The sequence below is a fragment of the Chitinophaga eiseniae genome (assembly GCF_012641265.1).
GTDB lineage: Bacteria > Bacteroidota > Bacteroidia > Chitinophagales > Chitinophagaceae > Chitinophaga > Chitinophaga eiseniae_A.
Genome location: NZ_JABAHZ010000001.1, coordinates 1,015,085 through 1,039,823, shown reverse-complemented (window position 1 = coordinate 1,039,823; position 24,739 = coordinate 1,015,085). Strand labels below are relative to the sequence as shown.

18 protein-coding genes are annotated in these 24,739 nt (G+C 46.9%); 7 read left to right on the top strand and 11 right to left on the bottom strand.

The genetic code is table 11. From position 1 onward, the window contains the following. Positions 1-7 precede the first annotated feature (7 nt). The 7 genes from HGH91_RS04085 to HGH91_RS04055 form a co-directional block, all read right to left on the bottom strand. Positions 8-3,106 (bottom strand): efflux RND transporter permease subunit, encoded by a 3,099-nt coding sequence (locus HGH91_RS04085; protein ID WP_168737161.1) that lies wholly within the window; start codon positions 3,104-3,106, stop codon positions 8-10. Positions 3,107-3,118: 12 nt separating this feature from the next. Continuing rightward, positions 3,119-4,456 (bottom strand): carbohydrate porin, encoded by a 1,338-nt coding sequence (locus HGH91_RS04080; protein ID WP_211092188.1) that lies wholly within the window; start codon positions 4,454-4,456, stop codon positions 3,119-3,121. Continuing rightward, the gene (locus tag HGH91_RS04075) at positions 4,440-5,531 is read right to left on the bottom strand and encodes an efflux RND transporter periplasmic adaptor subunit (protein WP_168737160.1); all 1,092 of its coding nucleotides are present in this window, start codon (positions 5,529-5,531) and stop codon (positions 4,440-4,442) included. Before HGH91_RS04075 ends, HGH91_RS04080 begins: the two co-directional genes overlap by 17 nt. 4 nt (positions 5,532-5,535) lie before the next feature. Further along, on the bottom strand, positions 5,536-6,813 hold the full coding sequence (locus HGH91_RS04070) for a TolC family protein (RefSeq protein WP_168737159.1): 1,278 nt from the start codon (positions 6,811-6,813) through the stop codon (positions 5,536-5,538). A gap of 257 nt (positions 6,814-7,070) precedes the next feature. Continuing rightward, entirely contained in the window at positions 7,071-8,441 is a 1,371-nt protein-coding gene (locus tag HGH91_RS04065; RefSeq protein WP_168737158.1) for a sensor histidine kinase, read from the bottom strand. 9 nt (positions 8,442-8,450) lie between these two features. Next, positions 8,451-9,137, bottom strand: a complete 687-nt coding sequence (locus tag HGH91_RS04060) for a response regulator transcription factor (RefSeq protein ID WP_168737157.1) — start codon at positions 9,135-9,137, stop codon at positions 8,451-8,453. A 103-nt stretch (positions 9,138-9,240) separates the two neighbouring features. After that, positions 9,241-11,205, bottom strand: a complete 1,965-nt coding sequence (locus HGH91_RS04055; protein WP_168737156.1) for an ABC-F family ATP-binding cassette domain-containing protein — start codon at positions 11,203-11,205, stop codon at positions 9,241-9,243. Between the two features lie 208 nt (positions 11,206-11,413). Between HGH91_RS04055 and HGH91_RS04050 the strand changes: the two genes are divergently transcribed. Both HGH91_RS04050 and HGH91_RS04045 read left to right on the top strand, forming a co-directional pair. Then, the gene (locus HGH91_RS04050; protein WP_168737155.1) at positions 11,414-11,995 is read left to right on the top strand and encodes a DUF3347 domain-containing protein; all 582 of its coding nucleotides are present in this window, start codon (positions 11,414-11,416) and stop codon (positions 11,993-11,995) included. A 45-nt stretch (positions 11,996-12,040) separates the two neighbouring features. Next, entirely contained in the window at positions 12,041-14,404 is a 2,364-nt protein-coding gene (locus tag HGH91_RS04045; RefSeq protein ID WP_247651646.1) for a TonB-dependent receptor, read from the top strand. Between the two features lie 46 nt (positions 14,405-14,450). On the opposite strand, the gene HGH91_RS04040 is transcribed toward HGH91_RS04045, so the two are convergent. Continuing rightward, positions 14,451-15,098, bottom strand: coding sequence for a hypothetical protein (locus tag HGH91_RS04040; protein ID WP_168737154.1), 648 nt, complete (start codon positions 15,096-15,098; stop codon positions 14,451-14,453). Between the two features lie 425 nt (positions 15,099-15,523). On the opposite strand from HGH91_RS04040, the gene thrS reads away from it, so the two are divergent. After that, entirely contained in the window at positions 15,524-17,464 is a 1,941-nt protein-coding gene (gene thrS / locus HGH91_RS04035) for a threonine--tRNA ligase (protein WP_168737153.1), read from the top strand. Positions 17,465-17,635: 171 nt separating this feature from the next. After that, entirely contained in the window at positions 17,636-18,313 is a 678-nt protein-coding gene (gene infC, locus HGH91_RS04030; protein WP_168737152.1) for a translation initiation factor IF-3, read from the top strand. A gap of 90 nt (positions 18,314-18,403) precedes the next feature. Here infC and HGH91_RS04025 read toward each other — a convergent pair whose 3' ends face one another. The 3 genes from HGH91_RS04025 to HGH91_RS04015 all read right to left on the bottom strand — a co-directional run bounded on the left by HGH91_RS04025 (position 18,404) and on the right by HGH91_RS04015 (position 20,936). Continuing rightward, a complete protein-coding gene (locus tag HGH91_RS04025; RefSeq protein ID WP_168737151.1) occupies positions 18,404-18,919 on the bottom strand; it encodes a hypothetical protein in 516 nt (171 codons plus the stop codon). Between the two features lie 37 nt (positions 18,920-18,956). After that, entirely contained in the window at positions 18,957-19,535 is a 579-nt protein-coding gene (locus HGH91_RS04020; protein ID WP_168737150.1) for an HD domain-containing protein, read from the bottom strand. 192 nt (positions 19,536-19,727) lie between these two features. Continuing rightward, positions 19,728-20,936, bottom strand: coding sequence for a serine hydrolase domain-containing protein (locus HGH91_RS04015; RefSeq protein ID WP_247651645.1), 1,209 nt, complete (start codon positions 20,934-20,936; stop codon positions 19,728-19,730). Positions 20,937-21,253: 317 nt separating this feature from the next. On the opposite strand from HGH91_RS04015, the gene serA reads away from it, so the two are divergent. From serA to HGH91_RS04000, 3 genes are all read left to right on the top strand, one after another. Continuing rightward, positions 21,254-22,489, top strand: a complete 1,236-nt coding sequence (serA, locus tag HGH91_RS04010; RefSeq protein WP_168737149.1) for a phosphoglycerate dehydrogenase — start codon at positions 21,254-21,256, stop codon at positions 22,487-22,489. A 101-nt stretch (positions 22,490-22,590) separates the two neighbouring features. Then, positions 22,591-23,799, top strand: a complete 1,209-nt coding sequence (locus tag HGH91_RS04005) for a tail fiber protein (RefSeq protein ID WP_168737148.1) — start codon at positions 22,591-22,593, stop codon at positions 23,797-23,799. A 163-nt stretch (positions 23,800-23,962) separates the two neighbouring features. After that, positions 23,963-24,721, top strand: a complete 759-nt coding sequence (locus HGH91_RS04000) for a hypothetical protein (protein WP_168737147.1) — start codon at positions 23,963-23,965, stop codon at positions 24,719-24,721. Positions 24,722-24,739: the final 18 nt, after the last annotated feature.

Sequence of the window (24,739 nt, the reverse complement as noted above, 5' to 3'; positions counted from 1 at the left end):
GGTTTACTTATAAAGCGTCCTTCTTATTCTTATAAGCGCCGTAGAAGATAATTGGGAACACCAGCAATGTTAAGACGGTGGCCGTAATCAATCCTCCAATTACTACAATAGCCAGCGGTTTCTGCGTTTCCGAACCAATACCATGGGAAATGGCGGCTGGTATCAGACCAATGGCAGCCATCAGCGCGGTCATTACTACCGGACGTATACGACTCTGTACACCCAGTTTAATGGCCTCATTGAGCGGCACTTTCCCTTCCAGGTTTTTATGGAAGACGGAAATCAGGATCACCCCATTTTGTATACAGATTCCGAAGAGAGCGATGAAACCAACACCAGCGGAAATACCGAAGTTCATACCGGTAACATGCAGCGCCAGGATACCACCAATCAAAGCAAATGGTACGTTCATCAATACCAGGCCGGCATCTTTTACACTACCCAGCATGATAAACAATACCATAAAGATGGCGATGATACTGATGGGCACTACCTGTCCCAGACGTTGCGTGGCGCGCACCTGGTTTTCAAACTCACCGGTCCAGCCAATAGAGTAGGCCTTCGGCAGTTTAACCACCTTGTTGATTTTAGCCTGCGCTTCGGCAATGGTACTACCCAGGTCACGGTCACGTACGGAGAACTTCACCCCGATAAAGCGCTTGTTGCTGTCCCGGTAAATGAACGCCGGCCCTGTAATCGTTTTGATCTCCGCGATTTCTTTCAGCGGTATCTTATTATTGTTGATGGTAGGCACCATCAGGTTAGCCAGGTCGTCTTCCGTTTTACGATAGTTTTCGTCATAACGGATACGGATATCGAACTTTTTCTCTCCCTGGTACAACTGGGTAGCAGTTTTACCACCAATCGCCATTTCAATTACCGCCTGCGCGTCGCCGGTGGCCACACCGTATTGGGCCATTTTGTTGTCGTCGAGATTGATACTCATTTCAGGCTGACCAATGTTACGGATAACACCCAGGTCTTTAATACCCTGTACGGTTTTCAGCTGTGCAATCACCTGTTGGGATAATGCTTCCAGCTTCGTCAGGTCATCTCCGAAAATCTTTACCCCGTTAGCAGCTTTAAAACCTGCAACGGCTTCTGCTACGTTGTCGCTGATAGGCTGGGAGAAGTTCAGGATGATGCCAGGATATTTTTTCAGGCGATGCTCCATTTCTGCAATCAGCTCGTCCTGTGTGATCTTACGCTTCCATTCATCTTTTGGCGCCAGGTCTACCTGGTATTGTACGAAGTAAAAACCGTTAGGGTCAGTACCGTCGTTGGAACGGCCTACCTGCGACAATACCCTCTTTACTTCAGGGAATGCGCCCAGGTCTTCCCGGATATCATGCGCCATTTTCGTGCTTTCGCTCAGTGCCATACTCATGGGCAATTCTGTTGTTACCCAGAGCGAGCCTTCATTCAGCTGGGGCAGGAACTCTGTTCCCAGGAATTTGGCAGAGATGAAGGTCACTACCATGAATGCCAGGGCCAGCGTCATGCTTAAACGCTTGTTGCGGTAAGTCCAGCCGAAACCGCGCATAACGATGCGGTCGAAGAAGTTAACCAGTATATTGTTTTTCTCCTTTACATTTTTATTGAGCAGGATAGAGCATAATACCGGCACCAGTGTTAACGTAAACAACAGGGCGCCCAGTAAGGCAAATCCCAATGTCCAGGCCAGTGGCGAGAACATTTTACCTTCTACCTTCTGGAAGGAGAAGATAGGAATGAGGGAGATAATAATAATGAGTTTGGAGAAGAAGATGGCCTTCGCCAGCTCGCCGCCGGTTTGCTTGATCCATCCCAGCTTAGCCATTTTATTAAACCGCTCCATGCCATACTTATGGGCTTTGTGGTCGAGCATTACGAAAACACCCTCCACCATTACCACGGCACCATCGATGATGATACCGAAGTCGATAGCTCCCATCGACAGCAGGTTGGCACTCATACCTTTCAGGCGTAAGCACATGAAGGCAAACAGCAATGCCAGCGGGATAATGATGGATACGATCACCGTGGTGCGCCAGTCGGCCATGAAAAGGAATACGATCACCGTTACGAAAATGATACCTTCTACCAGGTTATGCATGACCGTATGGGTACAGAATTCCATGAGGTTATCACGGTCATAGAACGTTTCCATTTTGATATCATCCGGCAGGATGGTTTCATTCAGCTCTTTCAGCTTGTCTTTCAGGCGGGCCAGGACTTCTGTCGGATTTTCGCCTTTACGCATTACTACGATACCCTCTACCAGGTCATCATTTTTATCGATACCTACCTGTCCCACGCGTGGAGCAGAGGCTTCGCGTACATTGGCCAGGTCTTTTACCAGCAAGGGTACGCCATTGATATTTTGTATGATGATGTTATTGATATCCTGTATGCTGTTCAGCAAACCTATACCACGTACAACATAGGCCTGCCCGTTCTTTTCGATCACATCGCCGCCTACGTTGACGTTACTCTTGGTAACGGCCTGGTATAATTCCAGTGGGGTAATATCGTATTTAGCCAGTCTTACCGGGTCAGCAGAAATTTCATAAATCTTTTCCTGTCCGCCGAAGGCTACTACGTCGGCAATGCCGGGTACGCTGCGGATCTGGCGGTCTATGACCCAGTTCTGCCAGGTGAGCAGGTCGCGGGAATCTCGTTTGTTGCTCTTGAGATAGTACCTGAATATTTCACCGGTAGGGCCGTAAGGGGGCTGTACCTCTGGTTCGGCGCCTTCGGGGAGACCTATGTTAGACAACATGTTGTTGACCTGTTGCCGGGCGAAGAAGTCTTCCACATCGTCCTCAAACATGATTTTCACCACAGACAGACCGAACATGGTAACGGAGCGTACACTGGTTTTCTTTTGTACGGCGTTCATCGATACTTCTATGGGCAGCGTTACAAAACGCTCTACTTCCTGGGCGCTACGGCCGTTCCATTTGGTAACGATCACGATTTGCGTATTCGTTACGTCGGGAAATGCTTCGATCGGCGTGTGTACAAAGGAAAATATGCCGGCTGCTATCAGCGTTGCTACGCTGATGAAGACAAACAACTTATTCCTCAGCGAAAAAGCTACAATATTTCTAATGAATTTATTCATAACTCCTGTTCTTTAGAATGCCACTCTGGTCCTTATGCCGACGATATTAACCGGTCCGCGGTCCTTGTTGTAAGCAGGATGCAGCACAAACTGGTAATCAGGGCTTAAGGCAATATGTAGCCTGGTAATGTTACATTGATAGAAAACTTCGGCAATCATTTCCGGAGCATAGTTCAGCTGGCCATCGCCCACCATGAACCCGGTGCCTCCGGCAGCCAGGTAGTCGCGGTGATCTTTCGACAAGCCGTTTACGGCAATGGCAATACCGGCATTATCCTGTGCGCGGTGCCACCATTGGCCATTTTGCAGCCATCCGGCGCTTAGCGACTGATCTATTTCGGTATAGGCCCAGGTTTCATTATGACCATCATTCCAGGATGCTTTCAGGAAAACGCCCCCGCTTTTGGTAATCTCCTGGTCTATATTAATACCGAAGCCATATTTAGTACGTCCATCTTTCCTGGCTGTGGTAATGTCGGGTGTATCGGTAGCCTCTTTCAGTGCCTGCCGGTAGCTGCCCATAGGCGCCTGGTTAATGAAGGCCATCAGCCGCACATTCCCTTCATGCTTATTCAGTGTATGCGTATGCGTTACTTCTATCACTTCCCCGTTCGACTTGCCATAGTCATAATTCAACTTAGGACCGTTGGCCAGCTTGGGTTCCAGCGAAGTTGCTGCCTGCAACTGCCACTTGTCTTTCCGGTATTGTACGGTCAATGCCATGGTATATCCGCGTACATCGGCGGGATAGTCCCAGGCGGCATTGGCCATCAGCGACCAGTTCAGGAACTGTGTGCGGGGATCATGGCTGTAGGTGTTCTGATCGAAGAAGTCGGCCAGGCAATACTTACCGGCAATAAACCGCAGGTAATGGGTAGGTGTAGTACCGGCTACATTGTTCAGGTCATCTTCATCAATTTCCCTTTTGGAAGTTAACGGTAACGTATATATGCCAAATGCCCGGGCCAGGTAAATGGTAGGAGTGGGGTTGCCCACCCTGAATGTTTCGCCGTTGGGGAAACCCGCGATGCCGGTGGCATGGCTGAGACCCTGACCACCAGCAAGTTCCGGGTTTACATATAATTCCAGGTTCTTTAACGGACGAATGCCCGCATAAATAGTACTGGTAATAGAAGTAGCGCCTTTTTCATGCGTCTGGAAGCTGTTGGGACCGGAATACTTTGCCTGAAAGTCCGGATGCCACTGCGTTACCAGTGTTTGCTGGAAATGGAAAGTGTAAGGAACAATGCTATCCGTTCGCTTGTCCTGTGCGATAGCCTGGCTACCGGCGAATGCCAGCATACCCAGGGAGAATAAGGGTTTTATTCCCAGCTTAGTCTTTAAGTGCATCGTAAATAAGCAATTGATTTTTTGAGATAACTTTTTCATCTGCATTGAGGCCAGATGAAAGATAAGTAATATCTCCCGCTGTCTTGGCGACCTCTACCTGGCGTACGGCGATATTAAATTTGTCCTTAAATACGAGCACATAGTTTTTGCTGTTGTCGAAAATAACCGCTGCAGAAGGCACTGCTACTTTTTCATCGTTATCCTGGTATTTCACGTACACGGTGGCAAACATTTCCGGTTTCAGCTCCATGTTTTTGTTATCGATGGCGATTCTTACCTGCATGGTTTTGGTAGCAGGGTCCAGGAAGTTGTAGATCTTGTCAATCTTGCCATGGAAAGGCTCATCGGGATAACTTACGGTTACCACTTTGGCTTCGTAGCCTTCTTTAATGCGGGCGATATCCGTTTCAAATACGTTGGCCATTACCCATACATCATCCAGTTCAGAGATGGTGAAGATGTTGGCGCTGTTATCCGAGCGGATCTCCATATTGTTGTTGATGTTTTTTTCGATAATATAGCCGGAGATGGGTGCTGTTACCAGGTAGGTAGCGCCATTTCCTTTGCGGTAAATTTTAAAGAGGTCGTTGAGGCGGTTAATTTCCGCTTCTGACTTCTGTACTTCTCCTTTGGCGTTTACCACATCTTTTTCTGTGCTCAAACGGCTGTCATACAGGTCCTGTGCTACTTTCAGGTTTTTGTCGGCTACATTGCGGTCAGATTTTGCCTGTGCCAGTTGCTTTTCATAGTCGGCAATTTCCGCACTGTGTATCACGGCCAGCACCTGTCCTTTTTTAACATAGTCGCCCAGCTGCACTTTGATATCTTCTACATAACCACTCACCAGCGGATATACTTTCAATACCTTGCCACCGTTGGGCGTTACCTTACCGGAAAGGCGCAGTTCATTCATCACCGGTTGCATATGCGCGGTATCAATGCGTATATTTTTCAGCATGGTATCGCTGAGTACAAAGGTGGTCTTCTCTGAATCTTCTGCCTGGCTGTGTTTGCATCCACTCCACAGAATGGCTGCCAGCAGCGAAAAGCCAATAATCAGAATAGGCTGTTTCATGTGCTTAGTTTTTAAATAGTTCTTGTCCTGTTGCATAGTTGAGTTCTTCGTAAGCGTTTACCCGGTTGGATAAAAACTTATTAATATTTTTTGCGTTGTCGCTATAACTGTTGAAATAGTCGATAAACTGGAGCAGGGAGATGTTACCCTTGCTGAAGTTTTTGGATACTTCTGCGATGAGGGTGTCAAATTCGCCCTGGAACTGGTGGAGGTCAAATCCTTTGTAACGCTTTTCCAGTGCCATGATGCGCTGGTAGGCATTCAGCACTTCTGTTTGCGCTACTGATTGTTGTTGCAGTAACTGTTGTTGTTCGCTGCTGATTTGCAGTTTTGCAGCGTGTATATTGCCCTGGTTGCGGTTCCACACCGGCAGATCAATACCAAGGGTCAGACCCAGGAAGTTATTAACGTAGCTGCCTTGTTTGTCGTAAGTGGCGCCCACATGCAGGTCTGGCACTGCCAGGGATTTTTGCAGGCGATAGTTAAGCTGGGCAGTCTGGTATTGCAGGTCAGCCATCCGCACATCAGCCCTGTTTTTTGAAGCGGCTTCCAGTAGCTGGGGCAACTGTATCTTATCCAGCGTGTAAGGTGCCAGGTCGGCGGGTTTGATATCAGCTGCGTAGAAATCCTGGCTGTGTAACAGCTGTTGCAGGTTTTTCTGCGATTCCAGTTCCTGTTGTTTCAGGTCGGCGAAATCATTTTCTATACCCACCTGCAGGGCCTGAAGCCGTACCAGGTCAGCGTGTGCCACGCTTCCTTTTTTATCAGCAGTAACGTAGGCATCTACGATTGTTTGCAGGTTGCCCAGTTGTTCTTTTAAGACTTTTTCAGTTTGCTGCTGGTAGTAGATATTGTAAACGTTTTCCCGCAGTTGTAAACGGAGGGTGCGTATCAGCTCATCGAAATTGGCCTCGCTCATTTTGGTGGCGGTGGCGGCCAGCTGAATAGCTTTATTCCTTTTGCCGGCAGTTTGAATCAGCTGGTCGATGTTGTACTGTGTTTCACCACCGGATCCAACGTTAAAAGGTTTCAATTTATCGGTGCTGCCAAAACCAAGTACGGTACTGAAGGAAGGGTTGCTCCACATCTTTGCCTGGCGTACCAGCGCTTTGGAAGCATCAATCTGGTAGCGTTGTGCCAGCAATAAGTAGTTTTTAACCAGGAAAGAGTCCTCCACAGACTGGAGGGTCACTGTTTGTACAGAATTTTGTGCCTGTGTAGGTTGAATAAAGCCCAGGCATGTTCCACATGCTGCCAGTAGCAGCATCCTTATAGTTCGCATAGTGCCAATTTTGATCATACAAAATTCTTAAAGCGAAATTAAAGGCGCCTTTAAGCCACATTAAAATGCCCTTAAAATAGGATTAGAAAAAAGAGCGTATAATCGTGCACGTTGGGTCCTGGTAAAGCCCACGGCGATTGGTTGTTGACTTGTAATGTTTGCTGGTGGCTTGTTTTAGCGAAACTGGTAAAATTATCATCTGGCATTTTAAAACTAAAATGCCGTTCATTCCGGATTAGAATAAGATTAGAACCAGGTTATAAATGGGGGAGTATGACGGTAAAAGTGGTGCCTTCCGGTAAATTAGAAGTAACTGTAATGTGTCCGTTGTGGATCTGGACTATTTTCTTGCAGATAGAGAGTCCCAGGCCATGACCGCGGATTTGCAGGGCATTCTGGCCGCGGTAGAAAGGCTCAAATATTTTATTGATCTCATCCGGGGGGATACCAATACCGGTATCTTTTATCTGTACCAGGATATATTGGGTAAAGAAATCGATAGAAACATGCGCCGTATTGTTGTCAGAGAACTTGCAGGCGTTATCAATCAGGTTCAGGAAAAGCACTTTCAGCAGGTTTTCATTGCCATAGCAGGTGACCAGGGAATCGTTGTCAGGGACCTTCAGGAAATGCAATTCCAGCTTGCTGGCGGTTTTCTGCTTCAGCCGGATCAACGTGGTCATTTCCATCAGCAGTTCATCAATGCGCACGTTGCTTAGCACAAATTCCTGTTGCCGCATTTCAGACTGGGCCAGCTGTAACAGCCCATTGGAAAGGTCAGAGAGGTTTTCAGCGTCTTCCAGCACGGAGCTGAGCAGTGCCTGGTATTCTTCCTGGGTCCTGTCTTTCGACAGCGCTACCTGTAGCTGGCTGATAATGGCGGCCAGCGGGGTACGCAGCTCATGGGAGGCATTGCTCACAAAGCTTTTCTGGAGATGGAATGACTCACTGAGGCGTTGCAGCATGGTATTAAAGTTGGCGCCCAGCTTGGCAATTTCGTCTTTCCCCTTTACGGCTACCTGCGTATCCTGCAGGTTATTGGCATTGATACTGTCAACCTGTTGTACTAATTGGTCAATCGGTTCCACCATTTTGCGGGCAAAGAAATAGCCTATCACCACCAGTATAATTACGGCGGTGAGCAGCTCCAGTAGCAGGATCTGGCTCAGGTGCTGCAGGTTGAGGAAACCATACTTATCGAAAGAAGATACAATTACGATCACTGAAATACTGCCTTCCGTATAGTATACACCTACCACTTCGCCGCTGCCTTTGTCGTAGCTGTATAATTTATTCTCCTTGATATAATTCAGTAAGCTGGGGTGGGTGCGGATGGTAGTGTCTTTCAGGTTGCTATAGAGCAGGTCATAATTGGTACTATATACAAGGATGGTTTCCTTGTACAGGTCCTGGAAGGTGGTTCTGTCCAGTTTTCGCAGCAGGTCTACCTTTACGATATCATCTTCAATGATTACATTGGCAATGGAGCGGGCGCGGTATTCCAGTCGCTCCAGGTATTCTGCTTTGCGCGACTTGGCCGAGAAGTAATAGGCAAGTCCCGCAAACGCAATGAGCATCAGCGTAGCGGAAAGCGTGTAATAGAGCGCTATTTTATATTTGATCTTCAAATAAAACTCCTATTCTTCGGAAAGATAATATCCCATACCGGTTTTGGTATGGAGCAGTTTCTGGTCAAAGTCTTTGTCTATTTTCTTGCGGAGGAAGTTCATATATACTTCGATCACGTTAGTGCCGGTATCGAAGTCGATGTCCCACACTTTTTCGGCGATGGTGAGTTTGGAGATCACTTTTCCCTTGTGCATGGCCAGGAACTCCAGCAGCTGGTATTCTTTGGCGGTAAGGGCAATTTTTTTGCCGGCGCGGCTCACATCTTTTTTTTCCCGGTCTATTTCCAGGTCGGCAATCGTGATTTTGTATTGGGTGCCATGGGTGGCTTCAGAGCCGGCACGTTTCAGGAATACCCGGATGCGGGCCAGCAGCTCACGGAAGTCGAAGGGTTTTACCAGGTAGTCGTCTGCTCCCAGCTCAAAGGCCTGCATTTTATCTTCCATGCCGCCCAGGGCAGTGAGCATAATGACCGGTACCCGGTTATTTTTGTTGCGGATCACCTCACAGAGCTCATACCCGTTGTTATGGGGGAGATTGAGGTCGAGAATCACCAGGTCGTAGTGATTACTGGTCACCAATCCTTTACCAATGCGGCCATCATAGGCTACGTCTACATCAAAACCATTTTCTTCCAACCCTTTCTTAACGGCATTGGCCACCTTAACTTCGTCTTCAACTACCAGTATTTTTTGCATACTACAGGAAGGGGAATGGTTAAAAAATATAGCTGACTAGCTACGGTGTGGAAGGTGAGTGGCCCGGTCCACACCGTAGTAATGATACCTGAATGTAATGATATTAGCTGACCAGGCTGGCTTCCAGCTGCATTATTTTTTCAAATAACTGCTCATATTGCTGGTTGGCGCGGTCTAAATACTTCTGTACTTCCTGGTATTCACTTTCTACCTGGGCAAATTTTGCCCGGTCGCCGTAAATATCCGGTGACCCGAGGCTAGCTTCCAGGTTAGCTTTGCGCTCTTTCAGGCTGGCTACCTGTCCTTCTACCTGGGAAAACTGTTTCTGCTGTTTTTGCAGCTCACGTTGTACATCTTTATTGATGGCTCCCTTGCCGGCGTCAGTTGCCGGGGTATTATTTTGAGGAGCCGCTTCTTTTTTCGTATCTGCGTTATTGTTAGTCTTTGTAGCAGCGGGCTGTTGTTGGGCCGCCATTCTCTTCTTCCACTCTTCGTACTCGTTATAGGTGCCTTTGAACTCTTTAATTTCGCCGTCTACGATCTCCCAGATTTTGTTGGCCGTTTGGCTCACAAAATAACGGTCGTGCGATACCAGCACCAGGCTGCCTTCGTACTTGTTCAATGCATCGATCAGCATTTGTACGGAGTTCATATCCAGGTGGTTGGTAGGCTCATCCAGCATGAGGAAGTTAGCCTGGCTGATAATGGTTTTGGCCAGGGCTACGCGGGCTTTTTCACCTCCCGACAGGATTTTGATCTTTTTAAATACGTCGTCGCCGGTAAAGAGGAAGCAACCCAGCAGCTGGCGTAATTCCAGCTCTGTGCGGCCGCTGCCGAAGTTTTTCAGCTCGTCCAGGATCTCTGCGCTCAGATCCAGCGATTCCAGCTGGTGCTGGGCGTAGAAGCTGGTTACCACGTTATGGCCGGGAACGCGTTCTCCTTCCATAGGTTCCATCCCGAAAATGATGCGGAGCAGGGTAGACTTACCTTTACCGTTGGCACCTATCAGGGCAATTTTATCGCCGCGGTTGATTTCGGCGCTGGTACCTTTCAGGATTTGTATATCTCCGAAACTTTTACTGATATTGTTCAGGGTACATAAAATCTTACCAGGCATTTTATCCACGGTAAAGTTGATTCGGATTTTAGAAGGACCATTATCAACCTGTTCTACCCGTTCCAGTTTATCGAGTCGTTTTGCAATACTCTGTGCCTGGGCGGCTTTGGAGGCTTTGGCTTTAAAGCGTTCAATAAAGCGTTCCTGCTGGCGGATATAGTCCTGTTGATTTTCGTAAGCGCGTTGCTGCATTTCGCGGCGCAGTTCTTTCTCCACTTCATAGTCGGCATAAGAGCCGGCATAGTGGTGCAGCTGCTGCTGGTATACTTCCACGATTTTGTTCACCATGCGATCCAGGAAGAAACGGTCGTGCGATACAATGATCACAGCGCCGTTATAGCCTACCAGGTATCTTTCCAGCCATTCGATAGATGGAAGGTCCAGGTGGTTCGTGGGCTCATCGAGCATGAGTACATCGGGCTGCTGCAAGATCAGGCGGGCGAGGAGCACGCGCATGCGCCATCCTCCGGAAAACTGGCTGTAGGGGCGGTCCAGGTCAGATGTAGTGAAGCCAAGGCCTTCCAGCACCTGCGCTGTTTTATGTTTCATGTTATATCCGTCCAGCGCCTCGAATTCGTGCAACTTATCGCTGAACTCCTCCAGCAATGCATCTGTCTGGCTATGCTCCAGCTCTTTGGTAATACGTTCTATGTCCTTTTCCAGCTCCAGGGCCTTACCGAAGGCCATCATACCCACGGTGAGGATAGATTCATCGGTTTCAAAACTGAGCAGGTCCTGGTTAAAGAAACCAATTGTCAGATTTTTACTTTTATTAACACTTCCTTTAGAAATGGAATATTCCCCATTGATAATGCGTAGCAGGGTTGACTTTCCGGTACCGTTTAACCCAATAAGGCCCACGCGGTCACCGGGTTCTATATGCCAGGAGGACTCTTCCAGTATCACCCTGGATCCAAACTCAAACGTAATATCCTGTAATGCGATCAACATAAAAACAAAAAAAATTGGATAAAAAACGTGCAAAGTTAAGGATAAAAGCTGAAAGTAGGAGCGGAAAGCGTAAAGCAGAAAGCAGAAAGCTATCGGAGCGACTAATTGGCGCGAATTGTTATTAAAATATCCGCTTATATCAGTCGCTCCGATAGCTTTCTGCTTTCTGCTTTACGCTTTCTGCTTACTTTTGCTAAAAGACAACAAGATGCATATCAAACAAGGCTTATCGATTGGATGTTTACTGGTGGGGCTTTGGGCCTGCCATTCCCAGGCGCCTAAGGAAGAACAGGCAACCGCGCCTGTTACATCAGCGCTGCAGGCGCCCTATAGCCAGCAGTTTTACGACTCGCTGGGAGGAGTAATGAGTACCTATTACCGTCTTTCCGCCGCACTGGTGGCGGCCGACAGCCTGACAGCCAATCATACTGCCGCCGTGTTGAAGACGCAGGTGGACAGTCTGCCGGTCAACCTGTTACAGATGGATAGCAGCCACCTGGCTAATATAAACGGTATCAGCACCAGTGTCAGCGCCGAACTGGCCGGTTTTGAAGGGGAACAGGGACTGGATGGCAAACGGGCATCGTTCCAGATGGTATCCGATATGTTGTTCGACCTTGTTAAGAATACCGGTTTAAAGGGACATACTATTTATCACCAGTATTGCCCCATGGCATTCGACGATAAAGGCGCCTATTGGCTTAGCGATAAACCGGGTATTCAAAATCCTTACTTCGGCCATGATATGCTCACCTGCGGAGAAACCCGGGATAGTTTAATTTATAAGTAGATTATCGTCGGGTAAATCGTAAATTACCAGCAACGATCTTACGGTATGTTTACACGATATGGTCCCTTTTTACTGATGTTATGGCTGTCATGTTTTGCGGGTGCAGCATGGGGACAACAATATACCGTCAGCGGCTTTATAAAAGACAGCACCAACGGCGAATCCTTGCCAGGTGCCACTGTGCAGGTACTCCATTCCTCCAGCGGTGTACAAACCAATAATTACGGCTTCTACTCCCTCACCTTGCCGGCCGGCAGCTATATATTGCTTTATTCTTTTGTAGGATATGAATCCAGGGCCGTGGCGCTTAACCTGGTGGGAAATGCCACCCAGCATATGGAATTGTCGCCCCATACCTACCAGGCAAAGGAAGTGGTGATTACCGATAAAAAGAAAGATGCCAACGTTAAAAGTACCGACATGGGAAAGGTGGAAATTACCGCTGACCAGGTAAAGAAATTACCCGCCCTGATGGGAGAGGTGGATATGCTCAAAGCCCTGCAGCTTATGCCGGGCGTACAGGCCTCGGGAGAAGGAAATGCAGGATTTTACGTGCGGGGAGGTGGGCCGGATCAAAACCTCATCCTGCTCGACGAAGCGCCGGTATATAACACCGGTCACCTTTTCGGCTTTTTCTCGGTATTCAATGCCGATGCCATCCGCAATACCACGCTGATCAAAGGAGGGATGCCTGCCAACTACGGCGGGCGCCTGTCTTCCGTAGTGGATATTTCCATGAAAGAAGGTAATAATAAAAATTTCCAGGGAGAAGGAGGAATAGGACTAATCTCCTCCCGGCTCTCTTTACAGGGACCATTGAAGAAAAACAAGGCTTCCTTTATTGTAAGCGGCAGGCGTACTTATATCGACCTGATCACAAAACCGGTTATTAATAATACTTCGTATAAGGGTTCGGGTTATTATTTTTATGACGTCAACTTGAAGATGAATTACATTTTTTCAGACAAAGACCGCCTGTACCTGAGCGGTTACCTGGGAAAAGATGTGTTCAGCTTTGCCAATAAAGGCCGCTCGTTTAATGTAAATATCCCATGGGGCAATACCACGGCCACATTGAGATGGAATCATATTTTCAGCCGGCAATTGTTTGCCAACACCTCACTCATTTACAACGATTATAAATTCCGTTTCAATGCGCTGCAAAACAGCTTTGATATTCGTTTGTCGTCCGGTATCAGCGATGTGAACTTTAAAACGGATTTCGACTACTATCCGCATGTGGATCATCATATCCGGTTCGGCGCCAACTATATCCACCATATTTTTACACCTTCCACTGTGTCTGGCAGGCAGGACTCTACGCAGTTTACGCCGGAAAAAGCCTTCGAGAAATATGCCCATGAGGTTGCGGTCTACCTGATGGACGACTGGGAAATATCTCCCAGGCTGCAACTCAATGCGGGCATTCGTTTCAGCGGGTTTATGCAGGTGGGACCCTATAAGCGGTACACCAAAGATGCTAACGGCAATAATACTGACAGTGTTATGTATGGCAGGGGGCAAAAAGTAGTGAGCTACGGAGGGCTGGAACCCAGGGTGATCCTGCGTTTGGCACTGAATGATCAAAATTCCCTGAAGGCATCCGTTACCCGCAACTACCAATACATACACCTGGTGTCTAATGCAGCCACCACATTGCCTACTGATGTTTGGGTGCCCAGCACGTATCTCGTACAACCGCAGGTGGCCTGGCAATACAGCGCTGGCTATTTCCGCAATTTCGGTCATAATACCTACGAAGCTTCTGCGGAGGTATATTACAAGGAAATGGACCACCAGATTGAATATAAAGAAGGGTATACGCCTTCTTTCACAGACCCGGAGCAAGATTTCGTTTTTGGTAAGGGGCAGGCTTATGGGTTGGAGCTGTTTGTGAACAAGAAGAAAGGACGTTTCACCGGGTGGCTGGGATATACGCTGGCATGGACCTGGCGGCAATTCCCCAGCTTAAATGATGGCAAACAATACCCGGCGAAATATGACCGTCGCCACGACCTGGCGCTGGTAGGGACTTATGAGCTGAGTAAACGCTGGAGCTTTTCCGGTATATTCATCTATGGCAGTGGCAATACGACTACTTTGCCGGAAACCTTTTACTTTATGGAAGGTACGCTGATACAGGCCTTTGGGAACCTGAATGGTTATCGCCTGCCAGCCTATCACCGCCTGGATCTATCAGCCATTTATTCGCCTCAGCCAAAGCGGCTCAACCGCCGGTTTAAGAGTAGCTGGGCGTTTTCAATATACAATGTATACAGCAGGCAAAACCCTTATTTTGTGTATTTCGATCAGAATGGAAGCGTGGTTAACGGGACATTGCAAGTGAGTGCCAAACAGGTGTCGTTGTTTCCTATATTGCCTTCTATTACTTACAACTTCAGGTTTTAGGGAGAGAAAAATGGAAGCTTAGCAGAGGTGGAACGTAACAAATGGGTTACTTAATTACGCCTGCGTATTTCAGGATTGTAAAAATGGAAATCAGGATGACCAGCAGTTGTGCCAAACTTGCTGAGAAAATAGTCCGGGTAAGTTTCGTTTCAACCTTGTAGATTTCTCCCGTCAGGTTTAAATTTACCTGGCTTAGCTCCGCTTTTGTGGCCATTTTTGTTGTCATTAGTTCGGTCATGTGATCAAACCTTGCATTTACCTCAGCTTTAGTTGCCATTGTTTCGGTCAGGTAGTCAAACCTTGCATTCACTTCCGCTTTCGTGGCCATAGTTTCGGTCATGTGATCAAGCTTTTCGTTCAGCTCCACTTTTGTGACCATTCGTTCTGTCATGTCATCAAGCCTTAAATTGATTGCCGAGATATCAGCCTTCAATTCATTTTTAGTGCTTTCAAGTTCGGTTTTGGTAGCCATTTTTAAATTGATTGCCGAGATATCGGCCTTCAATTCATTTTTGGTACTTTCCAGTTCAGCCTTAGTGGCTACTTCCGCTTTGGTAGGCAAGTCCCTGTTAGCATTGGCGACCTTTTGCGAGAAAAAATCATCCATCGCCACCATGGCTTCCATGGCCCGGTTGTCGGGCAAGTGAAGATCCAACCTAAGGATGTCGTACAATCGTAAGTTTTCAAATGTCATATAAAATATGGTTTTAAATCACGATAAAATTACGGCATCCGAACATGGAATATTTAAATATATATAGATATTTCTTTTAACTATATTATATTAAATTTTAGCTCATTAAGATGAAAAATAACCACTCATTTTGATAACAGATAACATGAAATCAGATCGCGATTATAAAAATGAGAATAGCTTCATCCTGGCCAGCAGTACAGTATAAACAGGTATGCCACTGGTTATCCCAAAAAAATATGACAAAAACCCATTTCTGTCATTTTTTAACTGAGCTCATACCGCTGTAATAATATTTATTTTTAAAATCCTTAATTTCAACGACATGGTTATCTAAATGCTAACAAAGTATTTCTTAACTTCGCAAACATTTTATAAAGGAAATATAGCCCATATGAAGCAGTATGGAGCTAACAGCAAAACGTATGATAAATATCACTTTTCCGGATGGCGCAGTTCGTCAGTATGAACCAGGAGTAACTGCATTGGACATTGCCAAATCCATCAGCGAGGGATTGGCGCGTAAAGTATTGGCAGCAAATGTGAATGGGCAGGTAGTGGATGCTACGCGCCCGATTTTGACGGATAGCACGCTGCAGTTGCTGACGTGGGTGGATAAGGATGGCAAGGCAACGATGTGGCACTCTTCCGCCCACTTGATGGCCGAGGCCCTGGAAGCCCTGTATCCTGGTGTGAAACTGGGTTACGGACCGTCTATCGAAAACGGATTCTATTACGATGTTGACCTGGGCGACCGTACCATTTCGGAAGAAGATCTGAGAAAGATTGAAGCCAAAATGGTGGAGCTGTCTAAATTAAACAGCGAGTATATACGCAAGGATGTCAGCAAAGCAGATGCGCTGGCTTACTTTACAGAGAAAGGAGATCAGTACAAAGTAGAAACCATCAATGAACTGGCCGATGGCAGCATCAGCTTTTATACCCAGGGTGGTTTTACAGATTTGTGCCGTGGCCCGCATATTCCGAACACCGGCTTTATCAAGTCGATCAAGCTGACCAGCATTGCTGGCGCTTACTGGCGTGGAAATGAAAAAAATAAGATGCTGACCCGCATCTATGGTATCACTTTCCCTAATCAGAAGGAGCTCGACGAGTACCTGACCCTGATCGAGGAAGCGAAGAAACGCGATCACCGTAAGCTGGGTAAGGAACTGGAGTTGTTTGCCTTCTCCGAAAAAGTGGGTCTGGGGCTGCCTATGTGGTTGCCTAAAGGCGCTATGCTCCGGGAACGTTTACAACGTTTCCTCCAGGAAGCGCAGATTGCCAGCGGCTACCTGCCCGTGGTAACTCCGCATATCGGTAATAAAAACCTGTACGTGACTTCAGGTCACTACGAAAAATATGGTAAAGACAGTTTCCAGCCAATTCACACGCCGGAAGAAGGCGAGGAGTTTATGCTGAAACCTATGAACTGTCCGCATCACTGCGAACTGTACAAGGTAACGCCTAAATCATACAAAGACCTGCCGGTTCGTTTTGCCGAATTCGGTACCGTGTATCGCTATGAGCAACACGGCGAACTGCATGGCTTAACCCGTGTAAGAGGATTTACCCAGGATGATGCGCATTTGTTCTGCCGTCCTGACCAGGTGAAGGCTGAATTCCAGAAGGTGATAGACCTGGTGATGTATGTATTCAACAGTCTCAGTTTTACCGATTTCACTGCGCAGATTTCCCTGAGAGATAAGGAAGACCGCAGTAAATACATTGGTTCAGAAGAGAACTGGGAGCTGGCAGAACAGGCGATTATCGAATCTGCCGCCGAAAAGGGCTTGAATACGGTAGTAGAATACGGCGAAGCGGCCTTCTACGGTCCTAAGCTGGATTTCATGGTAAAAGATGCATTGGGCCGTAAATGGCAGCTGGGTACCATCCAGGTGGATTACAATTTACCAGAGCGTTTTGAGCTGGAGTATATTGGTGCCGATAACCAGCGTCATCGCCCGGTAATGATTCACCGTGCGCCATTTGGTTCACTGGAGCGGTTTATAGCTGTGCTGATTGAGCACTGTGCGGGTAAGTTCCCGTTATGGCTGGCGCCTACCCAGGTGAAGATTTTACCGATCAGTGATAAAAGCCAGGAGTACGCAGAAAAAGTAGCAGAATTGCTAAAAAATGCGGAAATTCGCGCTGAAATAGACGATAGAAGCGAAAAAATAGGCAAAAAAATCCGGGAAGCCGAGCTGGCAAAAATTCCGTACATGCTCGTCCTGGGTGAAAAAGAAGCCGCCGATAATGTAGTAGCAGTTCGTCGTCAGTCTAAAGGTGATATGGGAACTATGCAAATTGACGCTTTCACCGCGTTGATCAATGAAGAGGTAGCGAACCGGAAACCATTAGAATAGTGATGTAATAAATGTGGAAAAAAGGTATATAAAACAATGAACATTACTGGCGAAAGGTATGTTTATTGCTATAATTTTCCCCTTATTTTTGTAGAAATTGTTTTTGGTCCATGGAAGAGAAATGGACCATGGACTAAATGGACAATTAATTAATTAATTTTAATTTTCTTAATGCAACAAAGACCCAGACCAAGTTTTGGCGGTAACAACAACCGGGGAAGAAACCCCAACTTCCGCAGGGAACAACAACAAGAACATCGCACCAACAGGATGATACGTGTCCCTGAGGTTAGACTTGTAGGCGAAAACGTTGAAGTAGGTGTTTACAGAACGGAAGAAGCACTCCGGATGGCAGAAGAACAGGGATTAGACCTGGTAGAAATTTCTCCGAATGCGGTGCCTCCTGTTTGTCGTATTATCGACTACAACAAATTCCTGTACGAGAAGAAGAAGAAGGAAAAAGAAATGAAGGCGAAGGCGCACAAGAGCGAAGTGAAAGAAATTCGTTTTACGCCTAACACCGATGATCACGATTTTGATTTCAAGGCCAAGCACGCGGAAAGCTTCCTGAAAGACGGTAACAAGGTAAAAACCTATGTACAGTTTAAAGGTCGCGCTATCATGTTTAAAGAGCGTGGCGAGTTAATTCTCCTCAAATTCGCTGAAAGGCTGGCAGAAGTAGGTGGTTTGGAAAGCATGCCTACTATGGAAGGTAAGCGTATGATTGCCATCTTTGCGCCGAAAGCAGCCAAGAAGAAAGAGAAGGAACCTAAAGAGCCAAGAGAACCAAGAGAGCCGAAGGCAGCTACTCCTCCGTCATCCGCTGATGCGGGTGGCAGCGCAGAGTAATGACCAACGGTTATATACCTGATTAAGAAAAGCAGCACAACGGGGTGTGATACCTCGTTGCGCTGCTTTTCGTTTATGGGCTTGCGTGTTTTATTGAATGGCTTTCAGTACCTTCTTTGCCCTCGACCGGATACCGGGCGTGGGATTGGTTTCCAGCTGGTCTTCCACCAGGAGGCGGATCTCATTTTTAATATCGGGATAGTCTTTCGCCAAACCGGCTAAGATACTCATGGAAAAGGCTTTTACCGCTACAGGTTCTTCCAGGTCTTCCAGGAAGCGGAAGCAGCTGTTCATCACTGCGCCGTGAAGGGACGGGGGGATGGAAAGGTATTGCAGTATCCTGAGCACATTTCTTTTAACGGCTACCGGGATGCCGGCATCTTCCATCCTGGCCACCATGGCGGGCAGGTGAGGAGTTAGCAGTGCCGGGTGTTTCATGGCCACGAAGCTAATGATCCAGGCGGATCTTTGTACCACGCGGTATTCATCTTCCAAAAATAATTGTATGAGCTGCCGGAATCGGGAAGCACTATTGCCGATCCAGCCTGCAACGTACAGTGATTGCGTACGGGAGTGTTCTGCCAGTATGGTTGTTCTAAGGTCCATACCGGAAAGTTAATACAAGTAGCTTAATCAGCCTGGTTTATTGATAATGCTCCAGCAGGTAGGACAGCGTTTTTTGCTTCATCCGGCTAATGTCTCCGGGCAGTACCGGCATGTCGGTTTCTTTTCCCATATCGTCCCATATTCTTATCTGGATGTATTGTTGGAACAGGGGATCACCGCGGAAAGCAAGGGCTTCTTCTTCAGTCATAGGCCCACCCTGGTATTCGAGGGTTTGTTTACTGGCTTCAGAAAGCGTATCGTAATAAGCACTGTCGGACCAGGTGAGATAACGTTTGGCGGCCACATGACTTCCGACCAGTTTGGCCATCCTTTCAGGAAACCCACATTCTATGAGGTAAGCGCTGCCCAGGTCGTCGTGCGCCTGGCTGCCATAGATGCCCATTTGCGCTTCCTGTTCAAAAAAATGCCCGATATCGTGTAAGAAGGCGGCGACAATCATCTCATCATCGAATCCAGTACTTTCCGCTATCAGGGCGGCTTGCATCATATGCATCATCATCGTTACCTGTTCTCCGTATTCCTGGTGCCCGAGACGTTCGTATAAATCAAAGATATTGTTGATAACGGTATGTGCATGTAATTCGTTGTCGGTCATTTTCCTATATTAATGAGGGTTAGGACTGTTTTTCAGTAGTCGTGGTAACGCTTATCGCAAATGTAATGGCTATCGATGCTAAATCAGCACAGGTCTTGTTATCTAATTATTAAGGTCTTGGATATAACAGGGCATAAAAAAAGCAGCAGCGCTGCTGGCGCCACTGCTGTAAGATCGTTACCGGTCGTTGATTTATTCTTCTCCTGCTTCTTCGCCATCACCATGGCCCAGTATTTCACGTACTGGTTTTACTGCCTGGTAAATGCCGCGGTTATATTTGTTGCCTAATATAATCAGGGTAGTGGTGTCTTGTACAAAGCGGTAAAACACAGTATTGTTACCATGCCACCATCCGTTGTGGTACACGATATTTTTGGTGCTGTCAGGGTATACCATCAGTCGCCATCCCAGGCCGTAGTTGCGTACGCCGGGTTTCTCGTTGCTGTAAGGCGTGTAGGCTGCTTTCAGGCTGGCTTCATTCAGAAACTGGCCGGAGTAAAGCGCCTGGTCCCATTTCAACATATCTTCTGCGGAGCTGTAGATACCTTTATCGCCCATTACGCCATCGAAATAAGTGTCGGGCTCAAACTGTCCGTTATATTTGTGGCTTTGTGTCTGGTGTGTATGTACTGCGCTACCCGGATTAAATACAAAGGTGCTGTTCATGCCCAACGGTTTGAATATGGTTTGCGTCATGAAGTCGGCATATTTTTGTCCGCTTACCTTTTCTATGATAGACGCCAGCAGGAGATAGTTGGTATTGCAATACTGGAAGTGAGTACCTGGCAGATGCTGCATGGGCGGCTTATGTACTTCCATCAGTTTAATTACTTCATCGTTGGTGATAAAGCCTGATTCTTTTTTCCAGAGGCTGTCACAGAAGTAGAGGTAGTTCGGAAGTCCGCTGCGGTGGCTTAACAGCATACGTACGTTGATTCCCTTGTAGGGGAATGTGGGAAAGAACTTTTGCAGGGAATCGTCCAGGCTGAGTTGTTCTTTTTGTGCGAGCCATAGTACGGCTGCGCCGGTAAATGTTTTAGAAACAGAAGCCAGCTGGAAGGCAGAGCTGTCCACAATTGGCGCCTTGCTACGGGAGTTTTCGTATCCATGATATTTCTCAAAAATCACGACACCTTTCCTGGCCACAATCATCGCGCCGTTGAACCCGCTGCGGATAAGTTTACCGTTATAGAATGCTTCCAGTTCCTGTTGCATTTGTTTGGTGCGGGGTGATTTAAGGATGGCTTCCTTTTCCGCATCGTTTAATCCTAATGTATAAAGAACACTGTCTGATGTTGCTTTCTTTCTGTTTGCTTCCCTGCGAGCTGCATTGCTCTGGCAACTTGATACAATTGCAATTCCCGATATTAAAATGATACTTACTGCTTTCAATCGCTTCATTAGAGGAGTGTATACTAGCTTTCTTAATTCAAATGACCCTTAATAAAAATACAAGGCGCTAAATTTATATTCAAAGTGTATGATTGCCAAATAAAAACAGTGTTTTCAGATCGTTTTAATGGGTTTTTAAGCCCAAAAGCTAAAAAAACTTCAAAATTTGTCCCTGATACGCGTGTTTTTTTGATAAAATCGAATTTGATGTTCCTACTATTTGAATATTCCCCGACATAGAGTAGGTTTGTGCCCTGTTTCCCCGCTATCAGCAATTATTAAGCCAATTGCAACACAGAGATACACATATAATCTAGTATAATATTATGGACCAGCAAAAGTCGACAAGTTATCCGAAAGAGAAGATCAGTATTTTATTATTGGAAAACATCAGTGATGCCGCCGTGGCAGAATTTACGTCGGCGGGGTACCAGGTGCGTAAGTTGTCGGGCGCGATGAATGAAGATGATCTGATCAACGAGATCAAGGATGTACATCTCCTAGGAATACGTTCTAAAACCAAGGTTACCCGTAGAGTGCTGGAGGCAGCAAAGAAATTGCAGGCAATAGGATGTTTTTGTATAGGTACCAACCAGGTAGACCTGAAAGCAGCAACAGAACATGGTGTGGCGGTATACAATGCGCCTTATTCCAATACCCGTTCGGTAGCCGAACTGGTAATAGGGTTATCCATCATCCTGATTCGCCGGATTGTAGATAAGAATGCTGCGGCTCATAATGGTACCTGGCTGAAAGAAGCTACCGGTAGTTATGAACTCAGAGGTAAAACGCTGGGTATAGTAGGATATGGTAACATTGGTAGCCAGGTGAGTGTACTGGCAGAAGGTATGGGCATGAACGTAATTTATTACGATGCAGAAACCAAGCTGCCCCTGGGAAATGCAGAACAGCAACGTACGCTGAAGGAATTGTTTAATAAGTCGGACATTATTTCCTTGCATGTGCCTTCCAGTAAAACTACTGCCAACATGATCACCAAAGAGGTGCTGGCAGATGCTAAACCAGGCGCTATCTTTATTAACTACGCCCGTGGGGAAGTGGTAGACCTGGAAGCATTGAAGGACGCATTGGAAAGTGGCCTGTTGTCTGGCGCTGCCATCGATGTGTTCCCGGTAGAACCGGAAAAGAACGGGGCTGCTTTCAGTACGCCGCTGCAAAAATTATCCAACGTTATTTTAACGCCGCATATCGGGGGTAGTACCGAAGAAGCGCAGCATAACATCGGGCTGGATGTGAGCAGTAAAATGCTCAATTACCTCGAAAAAGGCGCCAGCTTTGGTTCGCATACTGTGCCTGCCATCAGCGTACCACCGATTGAAAACACACACCGCATCCTGCACATCCACCAGAACGTGCCAGGCGTGTTGTCGGCGATCAATACCGCACTGTCTTCCAACAAAATCAATATCCTCGGACAATACCTGAAAACCAACGACCAGATTGGTTATGTAGTACTCGATGTGGATACCCGTTTATCACAGGAAGCATTGGCGCTACTCAAAGAAGTAGAACATACTATTAAAACAAGGTTGCTGTATTAAGACGTGCAATCAACATAAATATTTTTAGAAAAAGCAGGGAGAGATCCCTGTTTTTTTGTTTCTTTACATTCATTTCTAAACCCTAATACCTTTTCTGTACGATGAGAAAATTAACCCTTTTCCTGGCGCTTTGCGCAGGATTGTTATCCCAGCAAACGAAGGCCCAGATTGGTAGTTTTGATACCATCTATTTAAACAAGACCTATCGAAACAATATTTTCAGCAGTTTCTACAGTGCCAATTTCAGATCCGGGTTAACCTTTCAAACCGGGGCCTCCATTAATTCGGCTATCAGCAACTATGCGTATCTTGGCTTCCAGTTTAGGTGGCTGGCCAATGATGTAGCAGTCGATTTTACCACAGACCGGGACCTTATCATGAAGTTAACTCCCGTTGGAGACCTGTCAGTGAAAAAATCCCTGAACGCACCTCTTCTAACTGTAGGAAGTGCCACCGACAGTAATTATTATAAGCTGGTTGTCGTGGGGCCTAACAGCCCTTATGGCCCGGAAAGCAGGCGTGATCTTTCCTATGAGTTCGCAGGCGCCGGTAAAGCTATTGTGCGTTCTTACAGGGGAGGATCCTGGGATACTTACCTGCAATTTTTAACGAGCGGTGTCAATAACACCGGGGGAGAACCTAGCGTAAAAATGCATATTGGAGAGGACGGTAACGTGGGTATTGGAACTACTGCTCCAACGAACCATTTGCAGCTGGCCACTTCAGCGGCGAATAATCCCAACATGCTCAATATCGTGAATACGGGCATTACTAATTCCCAAATGTACATTGGCAACACCACCAGCAACTATATTGTTACCAACCAACGTGATGCCAATATCATTGAAAGTTATAGGGACTTACACCTTAGTGCAGCCAATGCAGGAAGCATTTATTTTGAAACCGCCCGGGGCAACACCACTGCACCTGTTCGCATGACTATCCTGAATGATGGCAGCGTTGGTATTGGTACAGCTACTACGGGTACGAACAAGCTGGCAGTAGAAGGAACGATCGCTGCACGGAGAGTAAAAGTTACTTCCGCCAATCCATGGCCGGATTACGTGTTTCACGAAGGGTATCAATTGCCGCGTCTGAACGACCTGGCGCATTATATAGCGCAATACAAGCACCTCCCAGGCATACCGGATGCAGCAGCTATACAGCAGGAAGGGCAGGACTTGGGAGAGATGAACCGTAAATTGCTGGAAAAGGTGGAGGAACTTACCCTGTATATCATTGAGCAACATAAAAGAAATGACGAGCAGCAGGCGCAGATAGACATGTTGTTGAAGCAACTGAAACACTGATGGTATATTTTGGGAGATGATGGCAATACACATCTCCCAAAGCTTCCCTTGTTAACTCCCCAAAAATGGCCATTCACCGACTCTTTTTCCCCATATACGCTTTTTATTGGTGGATTGTCAAAATTCTTTGCTAACCTTGTAGTGCAACTGAAAATATTAGCACATGAAAATGAACAGGGCACTGACAACGGGAGCAGGGATAATAGCCGGATTACTGTTATTTGTAAAAGCTTCTGCGCAGGATGAACCTAACAAGTGGGCGCCGGCCAACATCAAGGTAGACGGACAAGCTACCGAATGGCCTAAGCCCCTCCAGTTTTATAATAATGAAACCAAGTTATTTTATACCATAGCCAACGATCAGGATAATATATACGTAATCGTAAGTGTACCTGATCCAAAGAGCCAGATGAAAATTATGCGTTCAGGCCTGACGCTTTCCGTGAATGCCACCGGGAAGAAAAAGGGAGGTGCTTCTATTACGTTTCCCCTAACGGAAAACGTAAGCACCGGGGCGCCGGATGTTCCTGAAGCTTCCAGGGCTTTAATTGCCGGGGAGCTGAAAAAGCAGGTGCTGGCTAACGTTAAAGAAATTAAAGTATCGGGTTTTGAAGGTATACCGGATGGCAATATTCCAGTGCGCAATACGTTTGGTATTCAAACAGCCGGCACTTATGAGGCCGCCGGGAACCTGGTACTGGAGGTGGCTATCCCGTTAAAAACTTTGGGTGTTACCTCGTTGGCCAGTCAAGCCATTGCCTATCATTTTAAGGTGAATGCGATGAAGCGGGAAGATAAAAAGGAAATGGAAGCCAAGCGGGCCAAAGGGCAGGCGGCTCCCATGCCTGGTGAGTATGAAGACAATTTCGCCATGTACTATTCTGCCGACTTCTGGACCAGGCAAACACTGGCCAGCCACTAGTTGGGGCAGTGCAGATCG